This is a genomic window from Halomonas sp. DP5Y7-2 (assembly GCF_019802025.1).
Lineage (GTDB): Bacteria > Pseudomonadota > Gammaproteobacteria > Pseudomonadales > Halomonadaceae > Halomonas > Halomonas litopenaei_A.
In genome coordinates this window covers 347300-366394 of the sequence record NZ_JAHVHY010000005.1, presented here as the reverse complement: position 1 = coordinate 366394, position 19095 = coordinate 347300, and the positions used below count along the sequence as shown (strand labels likewise).

General features: G+C 58.5%; 17 protein-coding genes. 6 read left to right on the top strand and 11 right to left on the bottom strand.

The features are described from left to right. The first annotated feature begins 71 nt into the window (after positions 1-71). The 3 genes from KUW18_RS11465 to KUW18_RS11455 all read left to right on the top strand — a co-directional run bounded on the left by KUW18_RS11465 (position 72) and on the right by KUW18_RS11455 (position 3838). The gene (locus tag KUW18_RS11465) at positions 72-1439 is read left to right on the top strand and encodes a glutamine synthetase family protein (RefSeq protein ID WP_206943384.1); all 1368 of its coding nucleotides are present in this window, start codon (positions 72-74) and stop codon (positions 1437-1439) included. 169 nt (positions 1440-1608) lie between these two features. After that, complete coding sequence (locus KUW18_RS11460) at positions 1609-2931, top strand: NAD(P)/FAD-dependent oxidoreductase (RefSeq protein ID WP_206943383.1); 1323 nt, start codon at positions 1609-1611, stop codon at positions 2929-2931. Between the two features lie 346 nt (positions 2932-3277). Continuing rightward, positions 3278-3838, top strand: a complete 561-nt coding sequence (locus KUW18_RS11455) for a glycine zipper 2TM domain-containing protein (protein ID WP_206943382.1) — start codon at positions 3278-3280, stop codon at positions 3836-3838. Between the two features lie 173 nt (positions 3839-4011). Here the strand turns inward: KUW18_RS11455 and KUW18_RS11450 are convergent, their stop codons facing one another. Continuing rightward, positions 4012-4482 (bottom strand): phosphate-starvation-inducible protein PsiE, encoded by a 471-nt coding sequence (locus tag KUW18_RS11450; protein WP_222238674.1) that lies wholly within the window; start codon positions 4480-4482, stop codon positions 4012-4014. Positions 4483-4647: 165 nt separating this feature from the next. Here KUW18_RS11450 and nhaB point away from each other — a divergent pair, with 165 nt between their 5' ends. Beyond that, positions 4648-6189, top strand: coding sequence for a sodium/proton antiporter NhaB (gene nhaB / locus KUW18_RS11445; RefSeq protein WP_222561445.1), 1542 nt, complete (start codon positions 4648-4650; stop codon positions 6187-6189). 163 nt (positions 6190-6352) lie between these two features. On the opposite strand, the gene KUW18_RS11440 is transcribed toward nhaB, so the two are convergent. From KUW18_RS11440 to KUW18_RS11400, 9 genes are all read right to left on the bottom strand, one after another. Next, positions 6353-7519 carry a glutathionylspermidine synthase family protein gene (locus tag KUW18_RS11440; RefSeq protein WP_222238672.1) on the bottom strand — a complete coding sequence of 389 codons (1167 nt, stop codon included), beginning with the start codon at positions 7517-7519 and terminating at the stop codon, positions 6353-6355. A gap of 98 nt (positions 7520-7617) precedes the next feature. Continuing rightward, the gene (locus KUW18_RS11435) at positions 7618-8139 is read right to left on the bottom strand and encodes a DUF1190 domain-containing protein (RefSeq protein WP_206943379.1); all 522 of its coding nucleotides are present in this window, start codon (positions 8137-8139) and stop codon (positions 7618-7620) included. 108 nt (positions 8140-8247) lie between these two features. Next, a complete protein-coding gene (locus KUW18_RS11430; RefSeq protein ID WP_222561444.1) occupies positions 8248-8652 on the bottom strand; it encodes a DUF350 domain-containing protein in 405 nt (134 codons plus the stop codon). Between the two features lie 11 nt (positions 8653-8663). Then, complete coding sequence (locus KUW18_RS11425; RefSeq protein WP_222238669.1) at positions 8664-9311, bottom strand: YjfK family protein; 648 nt, start codon at positions 9309-9311, stop codon at positions 8664-8666. Then, positions 9304-10317 (bottom strand): potassium channel protein, encoded by a 1014-nt coding sequence (locus KUW18_RS11420; RefSeq protein WP_222561443.1) that lies wholly within the window; start codon positions 10315-10317, stop codon positions 9304-9306. The genes KUW18_RS11425 and KUW18_RS11420 overlap by 8 nt, the downstream gene beginning before the upstream one ends. Positions 10318-10363: 46 nt before the next feature. Next, positions 10364-11047 (bottom strand): PspA/IM30 family protein, encoded by a 684-nt coding sequence (locus KUW18_RS11415; RefSeq protein WP_222561442.1) that lies wholly within the window; start codon positions 11045-11047, stop codon positions 10364-10366. Further along, positions 11044-11445, bottom strand: coding sequence for a DUF2170 family protein (locus KUW18_RS11410; protein WP_222561441.1), 402 nt, complete (start codon positions 11443-11445; stop codon positions 11044-11046). The genes KUW18_RS11415 and KUW18_RS11410 overlap by 4 nt, the downstream gene beginning before the upstream one ends. A 629-nt stretch (positions 11446-12074) precedes the next feature. After that, complete coding sequence (locus KUW18_RS11405; protein WP_206943372.1) at positions 12075-13568, bottom strand: Na+/H+ antiporter NhaC family protein; 1494 nt, start codon at positions 13566-13568, stop codon at positions 12075-12077. Positions 13569-13786: 218 nt separating this feature from the next. Continuing rightward, entirely contained in the window at positions 13787-15163 is a 1377-nt protein-coding gene (locus tag KUW18_RS11400; RefSeq protein WP_222238664.1) for a glutamine synthetase family protein, read from the bottom strand. 246 nt (positions 15164-15409) lie between these two features. Between KUW18_RS11400 and KUW18_RS11395 the strand changes: the two genes are divergently transcribed. Continuing rightward, positions 15410-16153, top strand: coding sequence for a gamma-glutamyl-gamma-aminobutyrate hydrolase family protein (locus KUW18_RS11395; protein WP_222163524.1), 744 nt, complete (start codon positions 15410-15412; stop codon positions 16151-16153). Between the two features lie 261 nt (positions 16154-16414). After that, complete coding sequence (locus tag KUW18_RS11390; protein ID WP_206943369.1) at positions 16415-16777, top strand: hypothetical protein; 363 nt, start codon at positions 16415-16417, stop codon at positions 16775-16777. A 154-nt stretch (positions 16778-16931) separates the two neighbouring features. On the opposite strand, the gene KUW18_RS11385 is transcribed toward KUW18_RS11390, so the two are convergent. Further along, entirely contained in the window at positions 16932-18911 is a 1980-nt protein-coding gene (locus KUW18_RS11385; RefSeq protein ID WP_222561440.1) for a Na+/H+ antiporter NhaC family protein, read from the bottom strand. Positions 18912-19095 lie beyond the last annotated feature (184 nt).

The window sequence follows — 19095 nt, the reverse complement described above, 5'->3', positions numbered from 1 at the left end:
GTCGGCCCGGCCACGGGCCCCGGGACGGGGCTCGGCCACCGAGTGAGACACTTACGCAACGGAACACTCTCATGAGTAACCGCCAGGAAAGCCCAGCGCTTAGCGACTGGTTCAAACAATATGGTATTACCGAGGTCGAGTGCCTGGTCACCGATCTCACCGGCATCCTCAAGGGCAAGATCATGCCCGCGGGCAAGTACCTGAACGGTGGTCGGCCGCGCTTGCCGGACTCGATCTTCATTCAGACCGTGACCGGTGGCTACCCGGACGACGAGGATATCCGCTTCTGGAATCCTGCCGAGCGGGACATGGAGCTGGTCCCTGACCCCAATGCGGTGTTTCTGGTCCCCTGGGCTGACGATCCCACCGCCCAGATCATTCACGACTGTCACTATCTTACCGGTGAGCCGGTGGAGCTGGCGCCTCGCTACGTTCTCAAGCGCGTGCTGGAGCTCTATCAAGCGCGAGGCTGGACGCCCGTCGTGGCCCCGGAGGTCGAGTTCTTCCTGGTCAAGACCAATACCGACTCGGACTACCCCCTCGAGCCCCCGGTAGGGCGCACCGGTCGACAGGAGAGCAGTCGACAGAGCTTCTCCATCGATGCGGTCAACGAGTTCGATCCTCTGTTTGAGGAAATGTACGACTACTGCGAGGCGATGGATCTGGATCTGGATACCCTGATCCATGAGGAAGGCGCCGGGCAGATGGAGGTCAACTTCCAGCACGGTGATCCGCTGGTGCTGGCGGATCAGGTCGTGATGTTCAAGCGCGTACTGCGTGAGACGGCGCTGCGTCATGGCATGTATGGCACCTTCATGGCCAAGCCGATGGCCAACGAGCCCGGCAGCTCCATGCATATCCATCAGAGCCTGGTCGACCCCGCAACGGGTCGAAACCTGTTTGCCGGTGACGACGGTCAGCCCAGTCGCCTGTTTCACCATTTCATCGGTGGGCTGCAGCGTTATCTGCCCGCCGCCATGCCGCTGCTGGCGCCCAACGTCAATTCCTACCGGCGTCTGCTGCGCACCGAGACCTCTGGTTCGGCGCCCATCAACGTCGAGTGGGGCATGGATAATCGCACGGTAGGCCTGCGTGTCCCTGTGTCAGGGCCGGAGGCGACCCGGGTCGAGAACCGGTTGGCGGGAGCCGACGCCAACCCCTACCTGGTGATGGCGGCCTCTCTGGCCTGCGGCTACCTGGGGATGCTGGGCCAGGTAGAACCGCGTCCGCCCATGGTCGGGTCTGCCTGGTCGGGCGGTAACAAGCTGCCCGACGACATCGGCCCCGCGCTGGACCTGCTGCATGGCTGTGAGGCCCTGGCGGGTATTCTGGGGGAGCGATTCACCAACAGCTATCTGGCGGTCAAGCGTGCCGAGCACCGAGAGTACTTCCAGGTGATCTCCTCCTGGGAGCGTGAGCATCTACTGCTTCGGGTGTAAGTAGATGATGGCGTGTCGGCGTTGACATCGAGCCAGGCGATTGCCTGGCTCGATGCATATAGGAAGCTTTGAGTGGTGATTATTTGATGTCGCCGGGGTTGGTTTTGACGCTTTTAACCGCGTAGAATGCGATCATATGTTGAATAAAATAACCATGTGAGAGGTTTTTATGGCCAGGTCAGCTTCTACGTCCTCTGCGGCGGCATCAGCCAACAGCGTTCATCACGCGGCCTCCTGGTATGCCGCTTCGGCCAATGAGAGTCCCCAGCGTCCGGCGTTGGCAGATGACGTGAGTTGTGATGTCTGTGTGGTAGGTGCCGGATTCACCGGTATCTCCGCCGCCCTGCATCTGGCCGAGAAGGGGCTGAAGGTCATCGTACTCGAAGCCGCACGTGTCGGTTATGGTGCCTCTGGTCGCAATGGTGGTCAGATCGTCAACAGCTATAGCCGTGACATGGATGTCATCGAGGACAAGTACGGGGCTGATACGGCTCGGGCATTGGGAGACATGGCCTTTGAAGGCAATCGCATCATTCGTGAGCGTATTGCCCAGTACGGCATCGATTGCGACCTGCGTGAGGGCAACCTGTTTGCGGCCTGCAACGACAAGCAGCTCAAGGGGCTGCGTGAACACAAGGCCTTGTGGGAGCGTTACGGCCACCATCAGCTGGAGTTGCTGGAAGGCGATAGCTATCGCCGTGAAGTCGGCAGCGACCGCTACAGCGGGGCGCTGGTCGATCATTCCGGCGGTCACCTGCATCCTTTGAATCTGGTGCTGGGGCAAGCGGCGGCGCTTGAGTCTTTGGGTGGCGTGATCTACGAGCAGAGCCCGGTGGAAGCTCTGGTGCATGGTCAGCCGGTACAGCTCAAGACCCGCCATGGGCGAGTCCACGCTGACAGGGTAGTGATGGCGGGCAACGCCTACATGAGCGGCGTCATGCCCGAGCTCGAGGCCAAGTCCATGCCCTGCGGTACTCAGATCATCACCACCGAGCCGTTGAGCGATGACCTGGCCCGCTCGCTGCTGCCGAACAACATGGCGGTGGAAGACTGCAACTACCTGCTGGACTATTTCCGGCTGACCCGCGACAACCGATTGATCTACGGTGGCGGCGTCAACTATGGCGGCGAGGACCCCGCTGACATCGAGGCTGTGATTCGTCCGAAAATGGAAAAGACCTTTCCGCAGCTCAAGTCAACCAAGGTGGACTTTGCCTGGAGCGGGACCTTCCTGATGACGTTGAACCGACTGCCGCAGTTCGGTGTCATCAATGACAATGTCTACTACGCCCAGGGCTATTCAGGACACGGGGTTACCTGCACCCATCTGGCGGGCCGGCTGATCAGTGAGGTGATGACCGGTCGCGATGAGCGCTTTGATGCCTTCGCCGGTCTCCCTCATTTGCCGTTTCCCGGTGGACGCATGCTGCGCGTGCCACTGTCCGCTATCGGCGCCTGGTACTACGAGACCCGGGACAAGCTGGGACTATAGGGCTTGTACGAAAAGTGCCTGCGCTTGGTGATACGGCGTTAAAAATCGCCTTAAAATGCTCATTTACACCTCGTAAACTGCGCTTTCTCACCGATTTTTGCCTTGTCTAACCTTCGCTCGTCGACTTTTCGGACAAAGCCTAGGTCGGCGTCCTCTAGGGCTGTCGTCTCGGCGTCGCCAATGGGGGCCACCCTTGTCGCGTCGGGACGACAGTACGACAAAAACCTTGCAAGTTGACCGAGAAGGCTTCGAACGCTGTTCGATAATGGCTAGGATGGTGTCATCAACCTACGCCAAGACGCCCATCACGGGGGACAAGTGCCCGTGAAGGAGCAAGGAGAACAGCATGAGCAAGTCGATCATTGTCGGTTCCACCCTAGCGGTCTTCGGTCTCGGTGGCTTGGCCTTTGGTGCCTGGCAGGTCCAGCAGGCGCCCCAGGGGCCTCAATTCGCCAACATTACCGCGGTGACGCCGGTCACCGAGACCGTCAGCACACCGCGCCAGGTCTGCGAAAATGTGCAGGTGTCGCGTCAGGCACCCACCCGTGACCCTCACAGTATCCTGGGCAGTGCCGCGGGTGCCGTCGTAGGCGGCCTGGTCGGTAACCAGATTGGTGGCGGTAGCGGGCGCAAGATCGCCACGGTGGCCGGCGCCATCGGCGGAGGCTTTGCTGGCCGAGAGGTTCAGCGGCACATCGAGTCCGGGCAGACGGTGACCACTACCGAGCAGCGCTGCCACACGGTCAACGATACCAGCGAGAAGACGTTGGGCTATGACGTGGCCTGGGAGTATGACGGTGTACGCCAGGTTGCTCGCCTGGAGAGCGCGCCGGATGGTGACCGGGTGTTGCTGGAACAGGGGCAGCCCCAGTGGGAGGTGGTGACGCAATCCACCGACCGCTCGTGAGGATGGCCGCCAAGGGATGATAAGATCCCTGCATCTCCAAAAGACGCCGGAGCCCGTCAGTGGCTTCCGGCGTCTTTTTTCTTTTCATGGGCTGATGCTTAGGGGCCGATATTCATGGGCCGATGTTCAGGTGCAAAGGGTAGGTTCGCAGTCAACGGCGTGACGGAGGGCGCTCACTCCGACTTGCGGCTGTCCACTTCCTTGCCCAGCGCATCAATAGGGCGACTCGAGGGGAAGGTGTACGAGGCATAGCGCACGGCCAGCACCGCCAATGCCAGCAGGAAGATGCCCCCGCACAGATAGAGCAGGCTGATATCCGGCTTGGGATGGTGGGAAATGTCCCCTATCAGGTAGCGGGTCAGGGCAGTAATGGCGACGTAGAGCAGAAAGCGAATCGGCAGGTGGTTGGTCTTGAAGTAGATGCCGACCATGGCGCCTAGCTCAAGGTAGATAAACAGCAGCAGGATGTCGTCTACGCTTGCGTGCCCAGAGCTGATCATGGCGATGAACGTCCCCACCGAGGCCCAGGCGATCATTCCACCAATCACGAACAGCCCCAGGTAGTGGAAACCTTCCACAAGCAGGTTGCCAACGTCATCGGCGTGGTGGTGCATCTTGTCGCGGCTGCTGCGGGCCCATTTCACATTCCATTCCTCATTGGCGGGGTCTGATCTCACGCTATCCCGATGGCTAAGCGCTGACAAGTCGCTACCCCTTTGGTTCAGGCTGAAGTCTTGATCCAGACGCGCAGTTCTCGCCGCTGCCTACTTGCATACTCCTGTCTGGTGAGTGTGACGAGGAGACGGCAGATGGTGACGACCTTACCGCAGGCACTATTTCGACATTTCCTGGGGACTTCCCCTGACTGGTACAAGCTCTCGCTTCTCGCCTGCCTGGTGATCAACCCGCTCGTGTTCTTCTTGCTGGGTGGCTTCGTGGCTGGCTGGCTATTGCTGGCGGAATTCATCTTTACCCTGACCATGGCGCTCAAGTGCTATCCGCTGCAGCCTGGTGGGCTGCTGGCCCTGGAGGCCGTCGGCATGGGCATGACCGATGCGCACCACGTGATGGATGAGGTCTCGGCCAATCTCGATGTAGTGCTGCTGTTGGTCTTCATGGTCGCGGGTATCACCTTCATGAAGCCGCTGCTGCTGAAGCTATTCACCCGGCTTCTGGTCGGTATTCCCTCCAAGCGTGTACTGTCGCTGTGCTTTTGCCTGACGACGGCGGCGTTGTCGGCGTTTCTCGATGCGCTGACCGTCATGGCGGTGGTCATCAGCGTATCCGTTGGTTTCTATGCCATCTATCATCGCGTCGCATCGGCCCGCGGCCAGCACGACAGTCACGATCACGCTGACGATACACGGCTGTCCGATATCAGCCGCACTGAGCTGCAGGAGTACCGTCGATTCTTGCGTTCCCTGCTGCTGCACGCCTCCATGGGTACCGCCCTGGGTGGCGTCATGACCATGGTGGGGGAGCCCCAGAACCTGATCATTGCGGACCAGGCGGGCTGGGGCTTCGGCGAGTTCTTCTTGAGACTGGCGCCGGTCACCATCCCGGTGTTGGCGGCTGGGCTGGGTACCTGCCTGTTGGTGGAGAGTCGTCATCTGTGTGGCTATGGTCAGCGACTGCCTGATTCGGTTCGGCAGATCCTGATCGCACATGACCGGCAAGACAGGGCCGAGCGAAGTGTGAGTGAACGCGCCCGGCTATGGGTCCAGCTGGGGGTGCTCACCTGGTTGATGGTGGCGCTGGCACAGCATCAGGCGTCGGTGGGCTTGATCGGGCTGGCCGTGATCGTACTGGCAAGCTCGCTGTTGGGTATTACCGAGGAGCATGCCCTGGGGCATGCCTTTGAAGAGGCGCTGCCGTTCACTGCCCTGCTGGTGGTGTTTTTTACCATTGTCGCGGTGATCGTCGAGCAGCACCTGTTTGCGCCGGTCATCGACATGGTACTCGCCCACACCGGGGGAGAGCAGTTGGGATGGGTCTATCTCAGCAACGGACTGCTGTCGATGGTGTCGGATAACGTGTTCGTTGGCACGGTCTACATCAGCGAGATTCGGGCCGCGTTCCAGCAGGCACTGATCAGCGCTGAACAGTTTGATCTGCTGTCGGTCGCCGTCGCCACAGGCACCAACCTACCCTCGGTGGCCATGCCCAACGGGCAGGCCGCATTCCTCTTCCTGCTCACGTCCACGGTGGCGCCGCTGGTGCGCCTATCGTACCGACGGATGGTGTGGATGGCCGCCCCCTATACCCTGGCGCTTAGTCTCGGCGGATTTTTGTGCGTCCGCTACGGACTTGAGCCCGCCAGTCAGGCCATGCAGACCCTGGGGTGGTTGTAGAAGGCAGTTGCAGGCGGCTCCAGGGGGGACTCAGGACCCTGGAGCGATATCTCTCTATCCTGATGACTGCTGAGTACCCTGCCACGTACAGCACTGATGTCTCGTCATGACGTGTTAAAGCGTGACTCCCTGATGGGTACAGAAAGAGCCAGGACCGGTCGCATCAGGGGGTGATGACATGGGGCAGGTACCTTGACGTATCCTGGGTGATAGCCGTGTCGTCTTCCCGAATGGAGAGCCCAGCAGGCTGGTCATCGATCAGCCAGGAGCCCACCAGAACATGGTTGTCTCCAAAGCGGGGAAGAGGGCAATACTGCTGGTAGATAAAGCCCTCATCGTCATAGGGCCCCTCGGTCTGGTCCAGCACTTGACCGTCGACGTAGATCTGAATGTTGGCTCCTTCTCTGGAAAAGAGAGGTTTGCGGGCAAACCTTCCCAGCGCCTTGGCGTTGCTGTCGCCCTCGAAGTAGGCGGGCAACAGATTGGGATGGCCAGGAAAGAGTTTCCATAACATCGGCAGCAGGGCCTTGTTCGAGAGAATGGCCTTCCAGGGAGGCTCCAGCCACTGGGTCCTGCCCTGGGGAAGATGAGCGCCATAGTCTTCTCGCAACATGAATTCCCAGGGATACAACTTGAACATCCAGCGAATGCACTGACTCTTGCTGTCAGTGAAGTCTCCCTCTTCACCAAGACCGATATCGTCGACGTAGACAAATTGAGTACGAATACCGGCCTCTTCGGCACAATCCTGCAAATACTGAACCGTGCCTCGGTCTTCCTTGCTGTCCCGGCAGCAGCTCACATGAAGCGCCTCCCCAGGGCGCTCGGAAGAGAGTTCCCGGAACCGGTTGACGAGTTTCTCCTGAACGGAGTTGAACTGATCGACCTGGCGAGAGAGGTGTCCATTGATGACCTGGTCTTCGAGCCATAGCCACTGCCAAAAGCCTGTCTCGTATAGGCTGGTGGGGGTGTCGGCGTTGTTCTCATACAGTTTGGCCGGGTTGATGCCGTCGTAGCAGAGATCCAACCTGGAGTAGAGGCTCTTGTCCCGTTGCGTCCATGATGCTCTGATCCAGTCCCTGGCGTATGTGGGAATCCTGAATACATCGAGCCAGCGTTCGCTGTCGATGACTCGGTCAACTGCTTCCAAACACATCTGGTGAAGCTCCTCGGTAGGAGCTTCGATATCAGACTCGATCTGGTCAAGGCTGAACTGGTAGTAGGCTGTCTCGTCCCAGTAGGAAGCACCATCGATGGTGTGAAATTCGAAGCCGAACTCCCGTGCGCGCGCCCGCCAACGTGGGCGCTCCTCTATGCTGACCCGGAACATGCTTGATCTCTTCATTCGTGGTGATGTTCGAGGACGGTGGCGCCAGCAGCGCGAAGCCTTGGCCGACACCTATACCCCATACATAAGCTCTACCAGGGCTAGCTGCCAAAGCTCCAGCTAGAACTAGAGCTTGAGCGTGATTTGGCGACAACGGACGAGCCAAAGCCGCCGCGTGATATAGTGCGCGTCACGGCAGGCTTGGAAGAGAACACCGACTTGGGAGTGCTGAAGCGCCCGCCGCTAGGCCGTCCCAGGTCGCTACCATCGACGGTGGTGTAGCGTCCGTAGAGGGGTGACGTTGTCGAGTGGGAGACCAGCACCGCGGTAGAAGGATGGTAGTAACTGTTGTAGTGGTCATCGTCGTCAGGGTCCTGCAAAAGAAAGCCACCCACCCTGGGCATGTAGTAAGGGGGGGTAGAATCCGATGCTATACACTGATTGACGCCAAATTCGGCAGTGCAGTCGGCCATCTGACGATACCGAGGACCACTGCGACTGACTTCATCCAGTGCGTCCTCATACGCTGACGAGCATTGGGCTGCATGAGCGGGATTGTGCTTGATGCAGCTTGCAACATCCTGATAGAAGGCGGATTCACGAGAACCGCTACAGCCGCTCATGGTGATAGAGATTGCTGCTGCAAGCGTAAGCTTTGGCGGGAGGGTGGCGCCTGTCTTCCTCATGCGCTCAAGATTAATACGTAGTGATCGCTTCATGTCGCTGGTCTCCTAGTAGGTCATGCAGGCTGCATTGACGATGCCGACCGATATGGACACGCCGCAGAGCACGATGCCAGCAGAAACCTCGTTTTCGATGATTCGCTGAACGATCTTGGGCATAAACAGGACGCGAAGAAGCGTAAAGGCGATCACCTGAGCAACGAGCGCAATAATTGCCCAGCAGAGAAAATCCACCAGTGAAATGGAATTGGCTGCAGCACCACCCAGGGCAATGGCAAAGCCAATAATGGCGCCGACAAGGCCAAGAGCGGCAGCCGCGTTTTTATTATCCTTCACGAGCTTCCATTCATCGTGAGGAGTGATGTAGGTATAGGCATACTTGAAGCCGACCAGAAAGATAAGTGATGCGGAAAAGTACAAGGCGAACTGAAGGATTGCCGTCAAACTGTTCATGTTACGTCCTGTTAGTTGATCTGTAAGTGGGCAGCGGTAAGGTCAAAGCCCGTTGCAATGACGAAGCATCGCGATAGCTGTCCATCCACTACCTTTTCCTCGGCTATTTTCAAGAGGTATTCCTGGCGTCCTGCCGTGGCCTCTCGTTCGTACATCATGGCAAACTGGTCTGTGCGGGTGGTGCTGCCGCTCTTGTGATAGGTCTCCTCTGTCATGGCGACGGGGGGACTAATGCCGCTTGTACCTGCCCAGGAGGGGTCAAAACGGTACCCGTCAAGCTCTGCTTCAGTGCGGCTGATGTTATGGTCGAGTAGCTGGTTCCACTCATCGTCGTTAGCAATAGCCATCGTCTGATAGAAATACCAAAGCCTGAGTGCCGCACTATGACTGTTGGTGTTGGCGCTTAGGTCTCCCAGCACTTCGAGAAAACCATCGTCGTCGGTATAGAAGCGGTACAGTGCTGATGATTCGTCCAGTGGCACCTTGCCGGTGGCCTCGACTATCTGAGTGGGCGACATGCCCTCGACGATAAGAGATGGCTCGATCACACGAAAGAAGGTGGCATCAAAGTGGAGGGAGGAACCCATATAGATCCCCATGATTTCATGGGGGTGGGGCTTGGTCGAATCTCCTCTTCTCTTAAAGAGTTTGCTAATCATGCGCGATGCTCCAATCAACGCCGGAAATCCGCTCATCTGCGATGTAATAGATGCGATTGCCCTTCAGCACCTTATTGTCGAAGGAGGGATTGATATGAATATCCCCATCGTCTCCTTCGATGGCAATCAACGTCGCGTCATGGACTTGTTTCAGCCAACGAAAGGCCGTGTGTACCGGTATAGCGATATCTTGATCATAGATGCATGAGTACTGAGTCATACCCTGATCGACATTCAATAGCTCATAAATTAGCCGGCTGGACCCAGGGTCTACCGCTGACTTGGCGAACATCTCCGTGACGACAGAGGGCATGGTCTCTAGGCGAGGGAAGTGGCTTTTCATCAGCTTTCCCATCACCTTGTTGTTAAAGTGTGCAATCACATGGGCATCTGGGTTGATGCTGGTGATATAGAGGGCAGCTGCGGAGGTGGCATCATCATCGTGTCCATCGATGATGATACACGCCGCATCCTTTGCGGAGGCTCTCGCCATATCCTCGTGATGACTGAAACTGCTTACCCGGACGAGATGAACGTGATCGGGTAGTGGGTTCTCTATCTCCTCCTTGACGCACAGGACGATATCAGCATGGTCTTCCTGGTGTGGACGCTCTCTAATCAGCAACTTGAGAAGACTTTCTGTTCTCTCCTGATTCCAGCCCATGACCAGGATGTGATTTTCTGTCTTGATAGGACGCAGACCCATGATGCTCCTTCTCCAGTGAGCCACCAGGCCACCGATGATTCGACCCAGAAGTACGCCGAACCCCATAAGGCCAATGGGGATGATGAATAGCGTCACGACCCATCTGCCAGCGGCGGTCTCAGGAGAGTAGTCCCCATACCCCACGGTAGATGCCGTCACCATGAGCCAATAGAAAAAGGTATCGGGCTTGGTCAGCTGTGGTTCCTGGCAGATCCACAGCAGCAGCCAGCTGATGCAGAGATAGGCAACACTGGCAATCAGAAGCCCCTTCCAACGAATTAGCCTGGCGAGGATAAGCATCCATTCTCTTGCTCGTGTGAATAGCGTCATTCCCTGAATCAACGCACTATCCCTTCAGTATTCTCGCCAGTTCGTCCTCTGCTGAACCTCCCCCTTTCTTGATGCCCGCCTCTCGTAGTTTGATTTCAAGATCGTGATCGTTCTCTTCAGCGCCAAGTTCATATGCGGCCTCAATTTCGGCCTGTCGCTGCTTCTGTTTTTCCTGAAGACGGACCAGGGATTCGGTAGCCGTCTTCATGCGATTGTTGCTACCGAGGCGGTGACTTGATACGGCCTCCTGGGCTTTCTGCACGGAGGCCGTTGCTTTCACAACATCCACCTGTTGCTCAAGGCTGCGAAGATTCTCTTTGGCCTTATAGAGATGTTGTTTTAGCTTCTGCTCCGAGTCGATAAAGAACGTGACTTGCGCTTCTTCCTGTTCTCGCTGGTCCCTGATGTCGGAGACCCGTCTCGCGCAGTCCAGGGCAAGGCTCTGGTTGCCAGAGGCATTGGCCTCCTTGGCATAGCGTTCGTACTCTTCGATAGAGGTAGCGAGGTCTGCTGCTTTCTGCTGTGCAATCTTGCGCTTGGCGACGACGCTGGTCATTGCCTGTTCAGATTTTCTGAGCCCAATTTTTGCATCTCGTATTTCCTGATCGAGAATCCGAATCGCCTGACTGTCGACGACAGTTTCTGTCGCTTCATTGACACCACCACGTAAAGCGGTAAAGAGTTTTTTCCAGTTGCTCATGCGGGCTCTCCGACGCGAATATGATCACTATAGGCACTGACAAACTTCGGGATATTGCTCATCAATACATCAATTTCATGAATAATGTCTTGTGATGACGATGTTGAGGAGAGCGCGCCGAACGCAATGTAATAATCCACTCCTCCAATGTTCTTGATGCCTACAGAAGAGAGAGGGAGTAGTTGATGGGTTCGCAGTATATGATCGTTCAGAGATGCTGAATCAATAACGGCATCGCTTTCGAACAGCAAGCTCTCGATAATGATTTGATGGCCATGATGGGCCAGGTAAACATCGATTTCATCATCATTGGTGATGCGGATGCAGTCGTGCTGTAGATCGAGGTTCCACATAACGTGTTCCGCGATGTCATTTTTGATGCTGGTAATAGACGTCATACACTGCCTGCGTTGGTGAAGGTGACTGAGGTGCATGCTTGGTGCAGTAGCCACTGAGAGTGACGCAGGATCTGGTCGACAAATGTTACGAGTCCCCTTAATCGTCCGGGAGCGATTAAATAACTTTGTCATCAGTATTTGCTGCGCTGTTTTTCACTCTTGGGTGGCTTATGCTTGGCAACTCTATAAATTCATGGCCGGTTACGTCACCCTTTTTGCAGTGGAAATGCGGATCAGTGCGCGTAGCGAGGTAATACGTCAGATATAGGAAAAATATCTGCGGGGCATGTTTCTTCCTCGCAAGCGTTCTTGCTTTCCAGAACAGAAGGCGCGATCTAGCGGTAGTGTTCGAAAGGGCGAGAAGTAAAAGGGTCGATGGCCAGATAGGGCGCAGACCGACATGCGTGAAAATGCCCTATGGTGTTTGGCGATAGGGAAGGGCGTTCGAGCAGTACACAACGTAGCGTCTCGCCTGTCAGAGAGTTCATGCAGTGCTTCCCTGGAGGCTGGCTAGTAGAGGAGGCAGGGTAGTAGAGGAGGGGGCGAGTGAGCGGGATTTGCAATGAGAACGCCTGTCCTCCCTGGCAGGCGCATGTGTCGCAGGGAGGACAGCGCGTTGAAGCGTGACGTTACGCCAGGCTATATCCCAGCACGATAAAGCCGAGGGTGGTGACGCTGGCACCGATCAGGGTGTAGGGCAGCTGCGTCAGGGCGTGCTGCATGGGCAGTACTCCGCTGCCCTGGGAGGACAGTACCGACGAGTCGGAGAAGAAGCAGGCATGGCTGCCGAAGCTCGAGGCGGACAGCAGGGCGCCGACCACCAATGGCATCGACACTCCCATATGGGCGGCCATGGGCACCACAATCGGGATCGAGATGACAAAGACACCCCAGGAGGAGCCGGTGGCAAAGACCACGACGGCCATGGAAGCAAACACGATGGCAGGCAGCAGTGCGGGGGTGATGTAAGGAGCCAGCGTATCGATCATGAACTGGGTCATACCCAGTTGATCGTTGACTTCCTTGAGCATGAAGCCGACGGCAACAATGGCCAGGGGCAGCATCATGGTACGGAAGCCGTCCATGATCGAATCCATCAAGCTCGAGAAGGTCGACAAGCGCTGCACCAGGAACAGCACGATAGTGAACAGGGTGGCGGCGATGACGCCCTTGAGCAGGTCGATCTCGAAGTAGGCACTGGCGCCGATCAATACCGCCATGGGGGCAATGAAATTGAACAGGCCAAGCCAGGGATTGCCGCGAGGGGTGTCGTCACTGAGCGGTTCGTCGGGGGCGCCATCGGGGATGGGTTGTCCGGCCTTGGCGCGACGCTCAGCGGCCTTCATCGGTCCGAGGTCGGGCATCAACCCGATCGCTACCAGAAAGACCAGGCCCATGGCCACCCAGCCATACAGCATGTACGGGATCGATTGGATATAGAGCCACATGCCAGGCCCGTCGGTCGCGCCATTGGTCTCCAGCAATTCGGCAAAATACACCGCCCAGGTGGAGATCGGCACGAGCACACATATTGGAGCGGCCGTGGAGTCGACGATGTACGCCAGCTTTTCGCGTGATACCCCGAAGCGGTCGGTAAGTCGCTTCATGGCAGCAGATGTGGCGAGAGCGTTGAGGTAGTCATCGATAAAGATCAGCAGGCCGAGAACGGCGGTACTGATCAACGATTGCCGACGAGTCTTGACCAGGCGGCTCATGAAGTGGCTGAAGCTCAGGGTGCAGCCGGACTTTTCCAGCATCGCGATAAAGCCGCCCATCAGACCGCAGACCAGAATCAGCCAGGCGATGGTCTCGTTCATCATGACGTCGAGGGAAATGTCGGCCAGGGTCCCGATGTAATCGGCCGGCTCGATCAGGATGAGGCCTGACAAGGAGCCGATGGCCAATGCTTCAAGGGTGCGGTGGGTGGCGATGGCCACGACCAGTACGATCAGCGAAGGGACCAGACTTATCCAGCCAAATGGCGTTCCCGCTTCATGGTAGAGGGTGAGACCAGCTACCAGGGCGACCAATCCTGCGACCAGAAGGAAGACTCGGCCCTTGCCTTTCTGTGCAGGTTTGCCAGGAGCAAAGGGATGCGAGGAGGTGGAAGAGGGCGTGGTCATGCGATCACCTCCTGCAGATGAGGCTGGTGAGTGGCCAGGTTGACGAAAACGTCCTGCAGGCACGACGGGCGCTTGGGGCTTTTAGGAGTTGTGCGTGTCATAAGGGGACCCGTGTTGGTGTGTTGTGTTCGGGTTGACGTCGGGACAGGGCAACGCGACGGCCCCATGGGGCCGCTGCGTAGCAGGAATATCTGTGATGCTGAGAGGGTCAGGCGTCCTTAGACGTGGCGCAGATACCAGTCATACTCAAGGCGACTGACGCTTTGCATGGCGAGCTCGCGCTCCGCTCGACGGTTGGCCACGAAGACCTTGAGAAAGTCGCGGCCCAGGGCCTCGGCAAGGACCGCTGAGTCTTCCAGCAGATCCAGCGCCTGGCTCCAGCTATTGGTCAGCGTGGGCGTGAGCTGGCGGTAGGCGTTGCCGGTGGTGGCCTCAGGGGGCGTGAGGTCTGACGCCAGCCCATGCAGCACAGACGCCAGCAGCGTGGCCAGCAACAGGTAAGGGTTGGCGTCGGCCCCCGCGACACGATGCTCGACTCGGCGCGCAGCGTTGGCACCGGAAGGGATGCGCAGGGCCACCGAGCGGTTATCGTATCCCCAGCAGGGGGTCATGGGCACGTAGAGCCCTGGTTGAAAGCGGCGGAACGAGTTGAGGTTCGGCGCGAACAGCGCCATCGACGCGGGCATCAGCTCCATCAGGCCAGCGATGGCGTTGCCCAGCAGGCGGCTGCCATGGGGATTTTCGTCGGGGTCTGCGAACACATTGTCGCCATTCTGGTCGACCAGGCTCATGTGCACGTGCATGCCATTGCCCGCTTCCCCGCCGTAAGGCTTGGCCATGAAGGTGGCTTCAAAACCGTGGCGCAGCGCGACCCCTTTGATCAGGCGCTTGAGCAGCACGGCGCTGTCACATGCCTTGAGCACATCATCGCCGTGAATCAGGTTGATCTCGAACTGCCCCGGGGCGCACTCTTTCAGTGCCGTATCGAGGGGCAGCTGCTGTGTCTTGGCCGCGGCGTGAACTTCCTCGAGAAAGTCGGCGTATTCATCCAGTTCACTGATGGAGTAGAGCTGGCTCTCCTTGGCTCGTTCGCCGCTGGCGGGGGACTTGCAGGGCTGCGCCATGCCGAGTTCATCGCGGGCACGATCGACCAGATAGAATTCCAGCTCCAGTGCCACGACCGCCTTGAAACCGCGATCCGACAGGCGCTGAACTTGGGCCGCCAGGACATTGCGTGGGTCGGCAAAGAAAGGACCATCGTCGTCGTCGCGCATGCTCATGAGCAGCTGGGCATGACGGCCGTCTCGCTGCCAGGGGGCCACCATCAGGCTGCCAGGAACGGGACGACAGATCTGGTCACGATCCCCGATGTCGAGCCCTAGCCCTGTCTCTTCCACGGTGTTTCCGGTGATATCGAGGGCGAACACAGAGCCCGGTAGCGCAATGCCGCTGACAAAGGCCTTTTCCAGGTTGTCCGTCGGAATTCGCTTGCCGCGCAGGACGCCATTGAGGTCACTGATCAGCAGGTCCACGCTGTCGATCTCGGGATGGCGCTGGAGAAAGTCGCGGGCTTCATCGACGCCGGGGGTGCTCATGCGGTCACCTTTGTTGGTTCGTTGTGATCGGCATAGTGTTTCGCTGGGCAAGCGGTGGTGTCAAATTATTTACGCGCGGCCATCACTGCACCGCACAGAAGGAAGTCCGTCTTTTTGCGTATTTTTGTATCATAAACATGAATTTATAAATTGTTGTCTGTGGTTTTCTTCAGCCAGGGTTGGCAAGAAAATGCGACCAATGTATGTTGAGCAAACCATAACAAGTGAACGTTCAAGAGGGAGAGCATGAATATCCGTCCCCTGGTAGGAGTCATCGCGTGTCGCCGTGACGTCGAAGGTCATCCGGCGCACATGGTCACGGACAAGTACGTGAGAACGCTGCGTGACTACGGTCTCGAGCCGGTCGTGCTTCCCGTCTGGGAAGAGCAACGCGACGAGGACGTGAGTGCCTTGCTGGCACGCCTTGATGGTCTTGTGCTCACCGGCAGCTACACCAATGTGTTGCCCGAGCGTTACGGGGCGCAACGGGCCCCGGAAAACACTCGCGATGACGTGGCACGGGATGCTGCTGCCATGAGCTGGATTCCCCTGGCGCTGGAGCGCTCACTGCCGCTGCTGGGGATCTGCCGGGGCTTTCAGGAAATCAATGTGGCCTTCGGTGGCAGCCTGCATCAGGCCGTACAGCGTGTCCCGGGGATGCTGGATCACCGGGAGCCCGAGGGACACAAGCAGCAGCAGTATGCTCCCGTGCACGACGTGACGATCGAACCGGGAGGCCAATTGGCGGCGCTGTTCGACGAACCGGTAGCCAAGGTCAATTCACTGCATCAACAGGGCGTCGACCGCCTGGGTGAAGGCTTGCGTGTGGAAGCCCTGGCCCCTGATGGCCTGGTGGAGGCAGTTTCTGTAGCGCAGGCACCGGGCTTTACCCTGGCTGTCCAGTGGCACCCTGAGTGGGAGTCTGCTTCCCATCCGCTTTACGACGCCATCTTCCGAGGGTTTGCCAAGGCTTGCGCAAGTCGTCGGTAATATCGTCGTTAGATGGGTGTTATTGACTCGTTTTGATGTAAGACATGGATTACATCAGAGGCGGTGACGCTGAGCTGACGCGGGTTTTCGCCAGGACAACGGTGAGTGCTGGGGTCGGTGGCGTCGATGGTGATGCCTCGACAGGCATAGAAACTACATTAAGCTGACATCGTGGTCATGCTCCCGGGGAAGTGGCCCTTCCCCATTGCAGTTCCAGGGCTGCCCGGGAGAATTCTTTTGAGAATTCGCAAGGAGAGAGCGATGGTGCTTAAGCGTGTGTCTGCGATGGGTATGCTGGCGGGCTCAATGCTGCTGTTCGGGGCGGGCCTGGCCGTGGCTGAATCGTCGTCAATGTCCGGGGAGCAGTCTACGGCAGAAGAGGAGCTGCGCCAGGCGTTGGAGGAAAGCCACGCGGAATCTCAGCCGGGCGAAGGCATGATGGAGCAAGATAATGCCACCATGCTGGAAGGCAGCGCTGCTGCCACCGAAAAGCGGCAGGAGATGCTCGAGCACGCTGATCCTGGTAGCACTGAAGGCGCCATGGACGGCTACAACAGTGACATGCTCGAGGGTAGCGAGGCAGCCAACGAAAAACGTCAGGCGATGATGAACGAAGAAGGCTAAGCCATATCGGCTCGGCGTTTTCGCCGGTCTTTTATCGCCATGTCTTTTCGCAGGTAGACCATCAGCGGCACCGTCTCAGGACGGTGCCGCTGTCGTTGGTGGATAGCGTTCGTAGCGAGTCGAGTGCAGCCAGGCAGCCGCCTGGCATGCACGGTCAGCCGTGGGAGAGCGTCGGTGTGCTTGAGGGAACCGTCGCGCGTTGGCCCAGCAGGTAGAGGCAAGCGGTCAGCGTAAGCGCGCCTGCCCCGAGCCCCAGCCACCAGGGGAGTCCCAGCCCGGTCATGCCGGCACCGAAAATCAGTGCCACCAGCCCTACCAGCAGCGCGTAGGGCAGCTGTGTGGTGACGTGTTCGATCAACTCACAGCCGCTGGCCATCGCCGCCAGCAGGGTGGTTTCGGCCAGTGGAGAGCAGTGGTCGCCCCACACTGCTCCGGCCAGCACGCCCGCCACGGACGCGTAGAGCAGTGGCATGCCTTCCGCACTACCGGCCATGTCGTGGTGGTCAAGAACCGCCCAGGCCAGCGGCACCACCAGAGGCATCATGATGCCCATGACACCCCATGACGAGCCGGTAGCAAAGGCGGTGAAACCGGCAAGACAGAAGATCACCGCCGGCAGCCACTGTGGCGACAGGCTCTCGCCCAGGACGGACACCAGGTAGTCACTGGTATGCAGCGCGTCATTCACCCCTGCCAAGGCCCAGGCCATCATCAGGATGGTGATCGGCAGCAGCATCGACTTCACGCCCTCGAACCAGTAATGAAGCGTCTCCGTCATGCGCATCAGCCCCTGGGCCAGGGTCAGCACGACGGCGCATAGGCAGGCCGCAAGGGAACCCCACATCATGGCGCTGAACGAGTCGCCTTCCCCGAAGACGTCGCGCAGCAGATGCGGTCCCTCGCCGAGCGACGCCAGTCCGGTGGTGTAAATCCCGCCGAGGGTGACCCCGACCAGGACCAGCATTGGCACAACGGCGTTCAGTGCGCGATGGGGGATACCTTCCTTGGTGGCGATGTCGGCCTCCTCGACGATCGCCTCTCGGCTGCTGAGGCCTTGGCGCTCCCTTGGGGATGCCAGGGCGAGTCGCTCGGCTTTCAGCATCGGGCCAAAGTCGCGGCCGGTCCAGGCCACCAGAAAAACGAAGACCAGCGCGAGAATGGGGTAGGCGTTGTAGGGAATGGCGTTGACGAATACCGAGTAGGCCGAGGCATCCCAGCCATCGATCCCCGCCATCGCCTCGCTGATCAGGCCCACCTGAAACCCGATCCAGGTCGTGACCAGCATGATGGCGGACACCGGCGCCGCAGTGCTGTCGACAAGGTAGGCCAGCTTGGCGCGAGAGACGCATAGCCGATCGGTGATATGTCGCATGGTGTTGCCGACGATCAGAGCATTGGCGTAGTCGTCGAAAAAGATGGCGAGCCCCAGCAGTGCGGAGGAGCTTTGGGCTTGGCGACGTCCGCGCACCACCCGGGAAATGCGCTCGGCAATGCCGCGGGTCCCGCCGTTGCGGGAGATGATCCCCACCATGCCGCCAATCAACAGGCAGAACAGTACGATGGACATGTGATCGCTGTCGCTGGCGGCGTTCAACACGTGCACATTCACCGAGTCACCGAAGGCGTTGAGCAGCGCGGTTGGATGCATGCCATGCAACACCCAGCCGCCCAGCAGCAGGCCAGTGAACAGCGCCACGATGACCTGGCGAAAGGCCAGCGCCAGCGTAATGGCGCTGAGTGCTGGCAGCAGCGATAGCCATGCAGGAATCGGGTCAAGCACAGAAGTGGCCAGGCTGACGTTGTCTGCGTCCACGAGCGAGACGGTGTATGTCTCCTGGCCGAGCACCAGCTCCAGGCTGGCCTGGCCGGCGTCGTCGGCAATCAACTGACGCTCCGGGAGCAGTCTCTCGCTGCCGGAAGGGAGAGTGTGGCGTGTCTCGATACGATAGGAGGCGCCCGGTTCCAGACCACTGGCCTCGATGTGAGTCGGGACCTCTGCAAGGATGAGTTCGGCAGTGGAAAGGTCAGGCTGTGCGTGTGCGGGTGACGCCAGGATGGCGGCAAAGGCCAGGCAGATGGCCCAGCAGCAGGCGCGCCCAAAGCACTGACGCAACAACGGGGTAAGGTGATGCATAGGGACTCCCGGCAAGTGATTGGAATGGTTGTTGGTCTGGGGAGAGTTGTGTCAATGAAAATTGGTCTATGTTGATTGGGTCGTCAAACAAAAAAATTAAGATTTACATCTAATGTCGACATTTTCTTACGGTCATGAACCATATAACAAAGGGTTAGCTTCGTGTTGGGCGAAAGGATGATCG

Coding starts and splice junctions, on each gene's coding strand:
- KUW18_RS11420 (WP_222561443.1), bottom strand. CDS start 10,317: ATGCTTATCCTCGCCAGGCTAATTCGTTGGAAGGGGCTTCTGATTGCC.
- KUW18_RS11435 (WP_206943379.1), bottom strand. CDS start 8,139: ATGAGCGGCTGTAGCGGTTCTCGTGAATCCGCCTTCTATCAGGATGTT.
- nhaB (WP_222561445.1), top strand. CDS start 4,648: ATGGTGACGACCTTACCGCAGGCACTATTTCGACATTTCCTGGGGACT.
- KUW18_RS11425 (WP_222238669.1), bottom strand. CDS start 9,311: ATGATTAGCAAACTCTTTAAGAGAAGAGGAGATTCGACCAAGCCCCAC.
- KUW18_RS11455 (WP_206943382.1), top strand. CDS start 3,278: ATGAGCAAGTCGATCATTGTCGGTTCCACCCTAGCGGTCTTCGGTCTC.
- KUW18_RS11405 (WP_206943372.1), bottom strand. CDS start 13,568: ATGACCACGCCCTCTTCCACCTCCTCGCATCCCTTTGCTCCTGGCAAA.
- KUW18_RS11410 (WP_222561441.1), bottom strand. CDS start 11,445: ATGACGTCTATTACCAGCATCAAAAATGACATCGCGGAACACGTTATG.
- KUW18_RS11430 (WP_222561444.1), bottom strand. CDS start 8,652: ATGAACAGTTTGACGGCAATCCTTCAGTTCGCCTTGTACTTTTCCGCA.
- KUW18_RS11465 (WP_206943384.1), top strand. CDS start 72: ATGAGTAACCGCCAGGAAAGCCCAGCGCTTAGCGACTGGTTCAAACAA.
- KUW18_RS11385 (WP_222561440.1), bottom strand. CDS start 18,911: ATGCATCACCTTACCCCGTTGTTGCGTCAGTGCTTTGGGCGCGCCTGC.
- KUW18_RS11415 (WP_222561442.1), bottom strand. CDS start 11,047: ATGAGCAACTGGAAAAAACTCTTTACCGCTTTACGTGGTGGTGTCAAT.
- KUW18_RS11440 (WP_222238672.1), bottom strand. CDS start 7,519: ATGTTCCGGGTCAGCATAGAGGAGCGCCCACGTTGGCGGGCGCGCGCA.
- KUW18_RS11395 (WP_222163524.1), top strand. CDS start 15,410: ATGAATATCCGTCCCCTGGTAGGAGTCATCGCGTGTCGCCGTGACGTC.
- KUW18_RS11400 (WP_222238664.1), bottom strand. CDS start 15,163: ATGAGCACCCCCGGCGTCGATGAAGCCCGCGACTTTCTCCAGCGCCAT.
- KUW18_RS11390 (WP_206943369.1), top strand. CDS start 16,415: ATGGTGCTTAAGCGTGTGTCTGCGATGGGTATGCTGGCGGGCTCAATG.
- KUW18_RS11460 (WP_206943383.1), top strand. CDS start 1,609: ATGGCCAGGTCAGCTTCTACGTCCTCTGCGGCGGCATCAGCCAACAGC.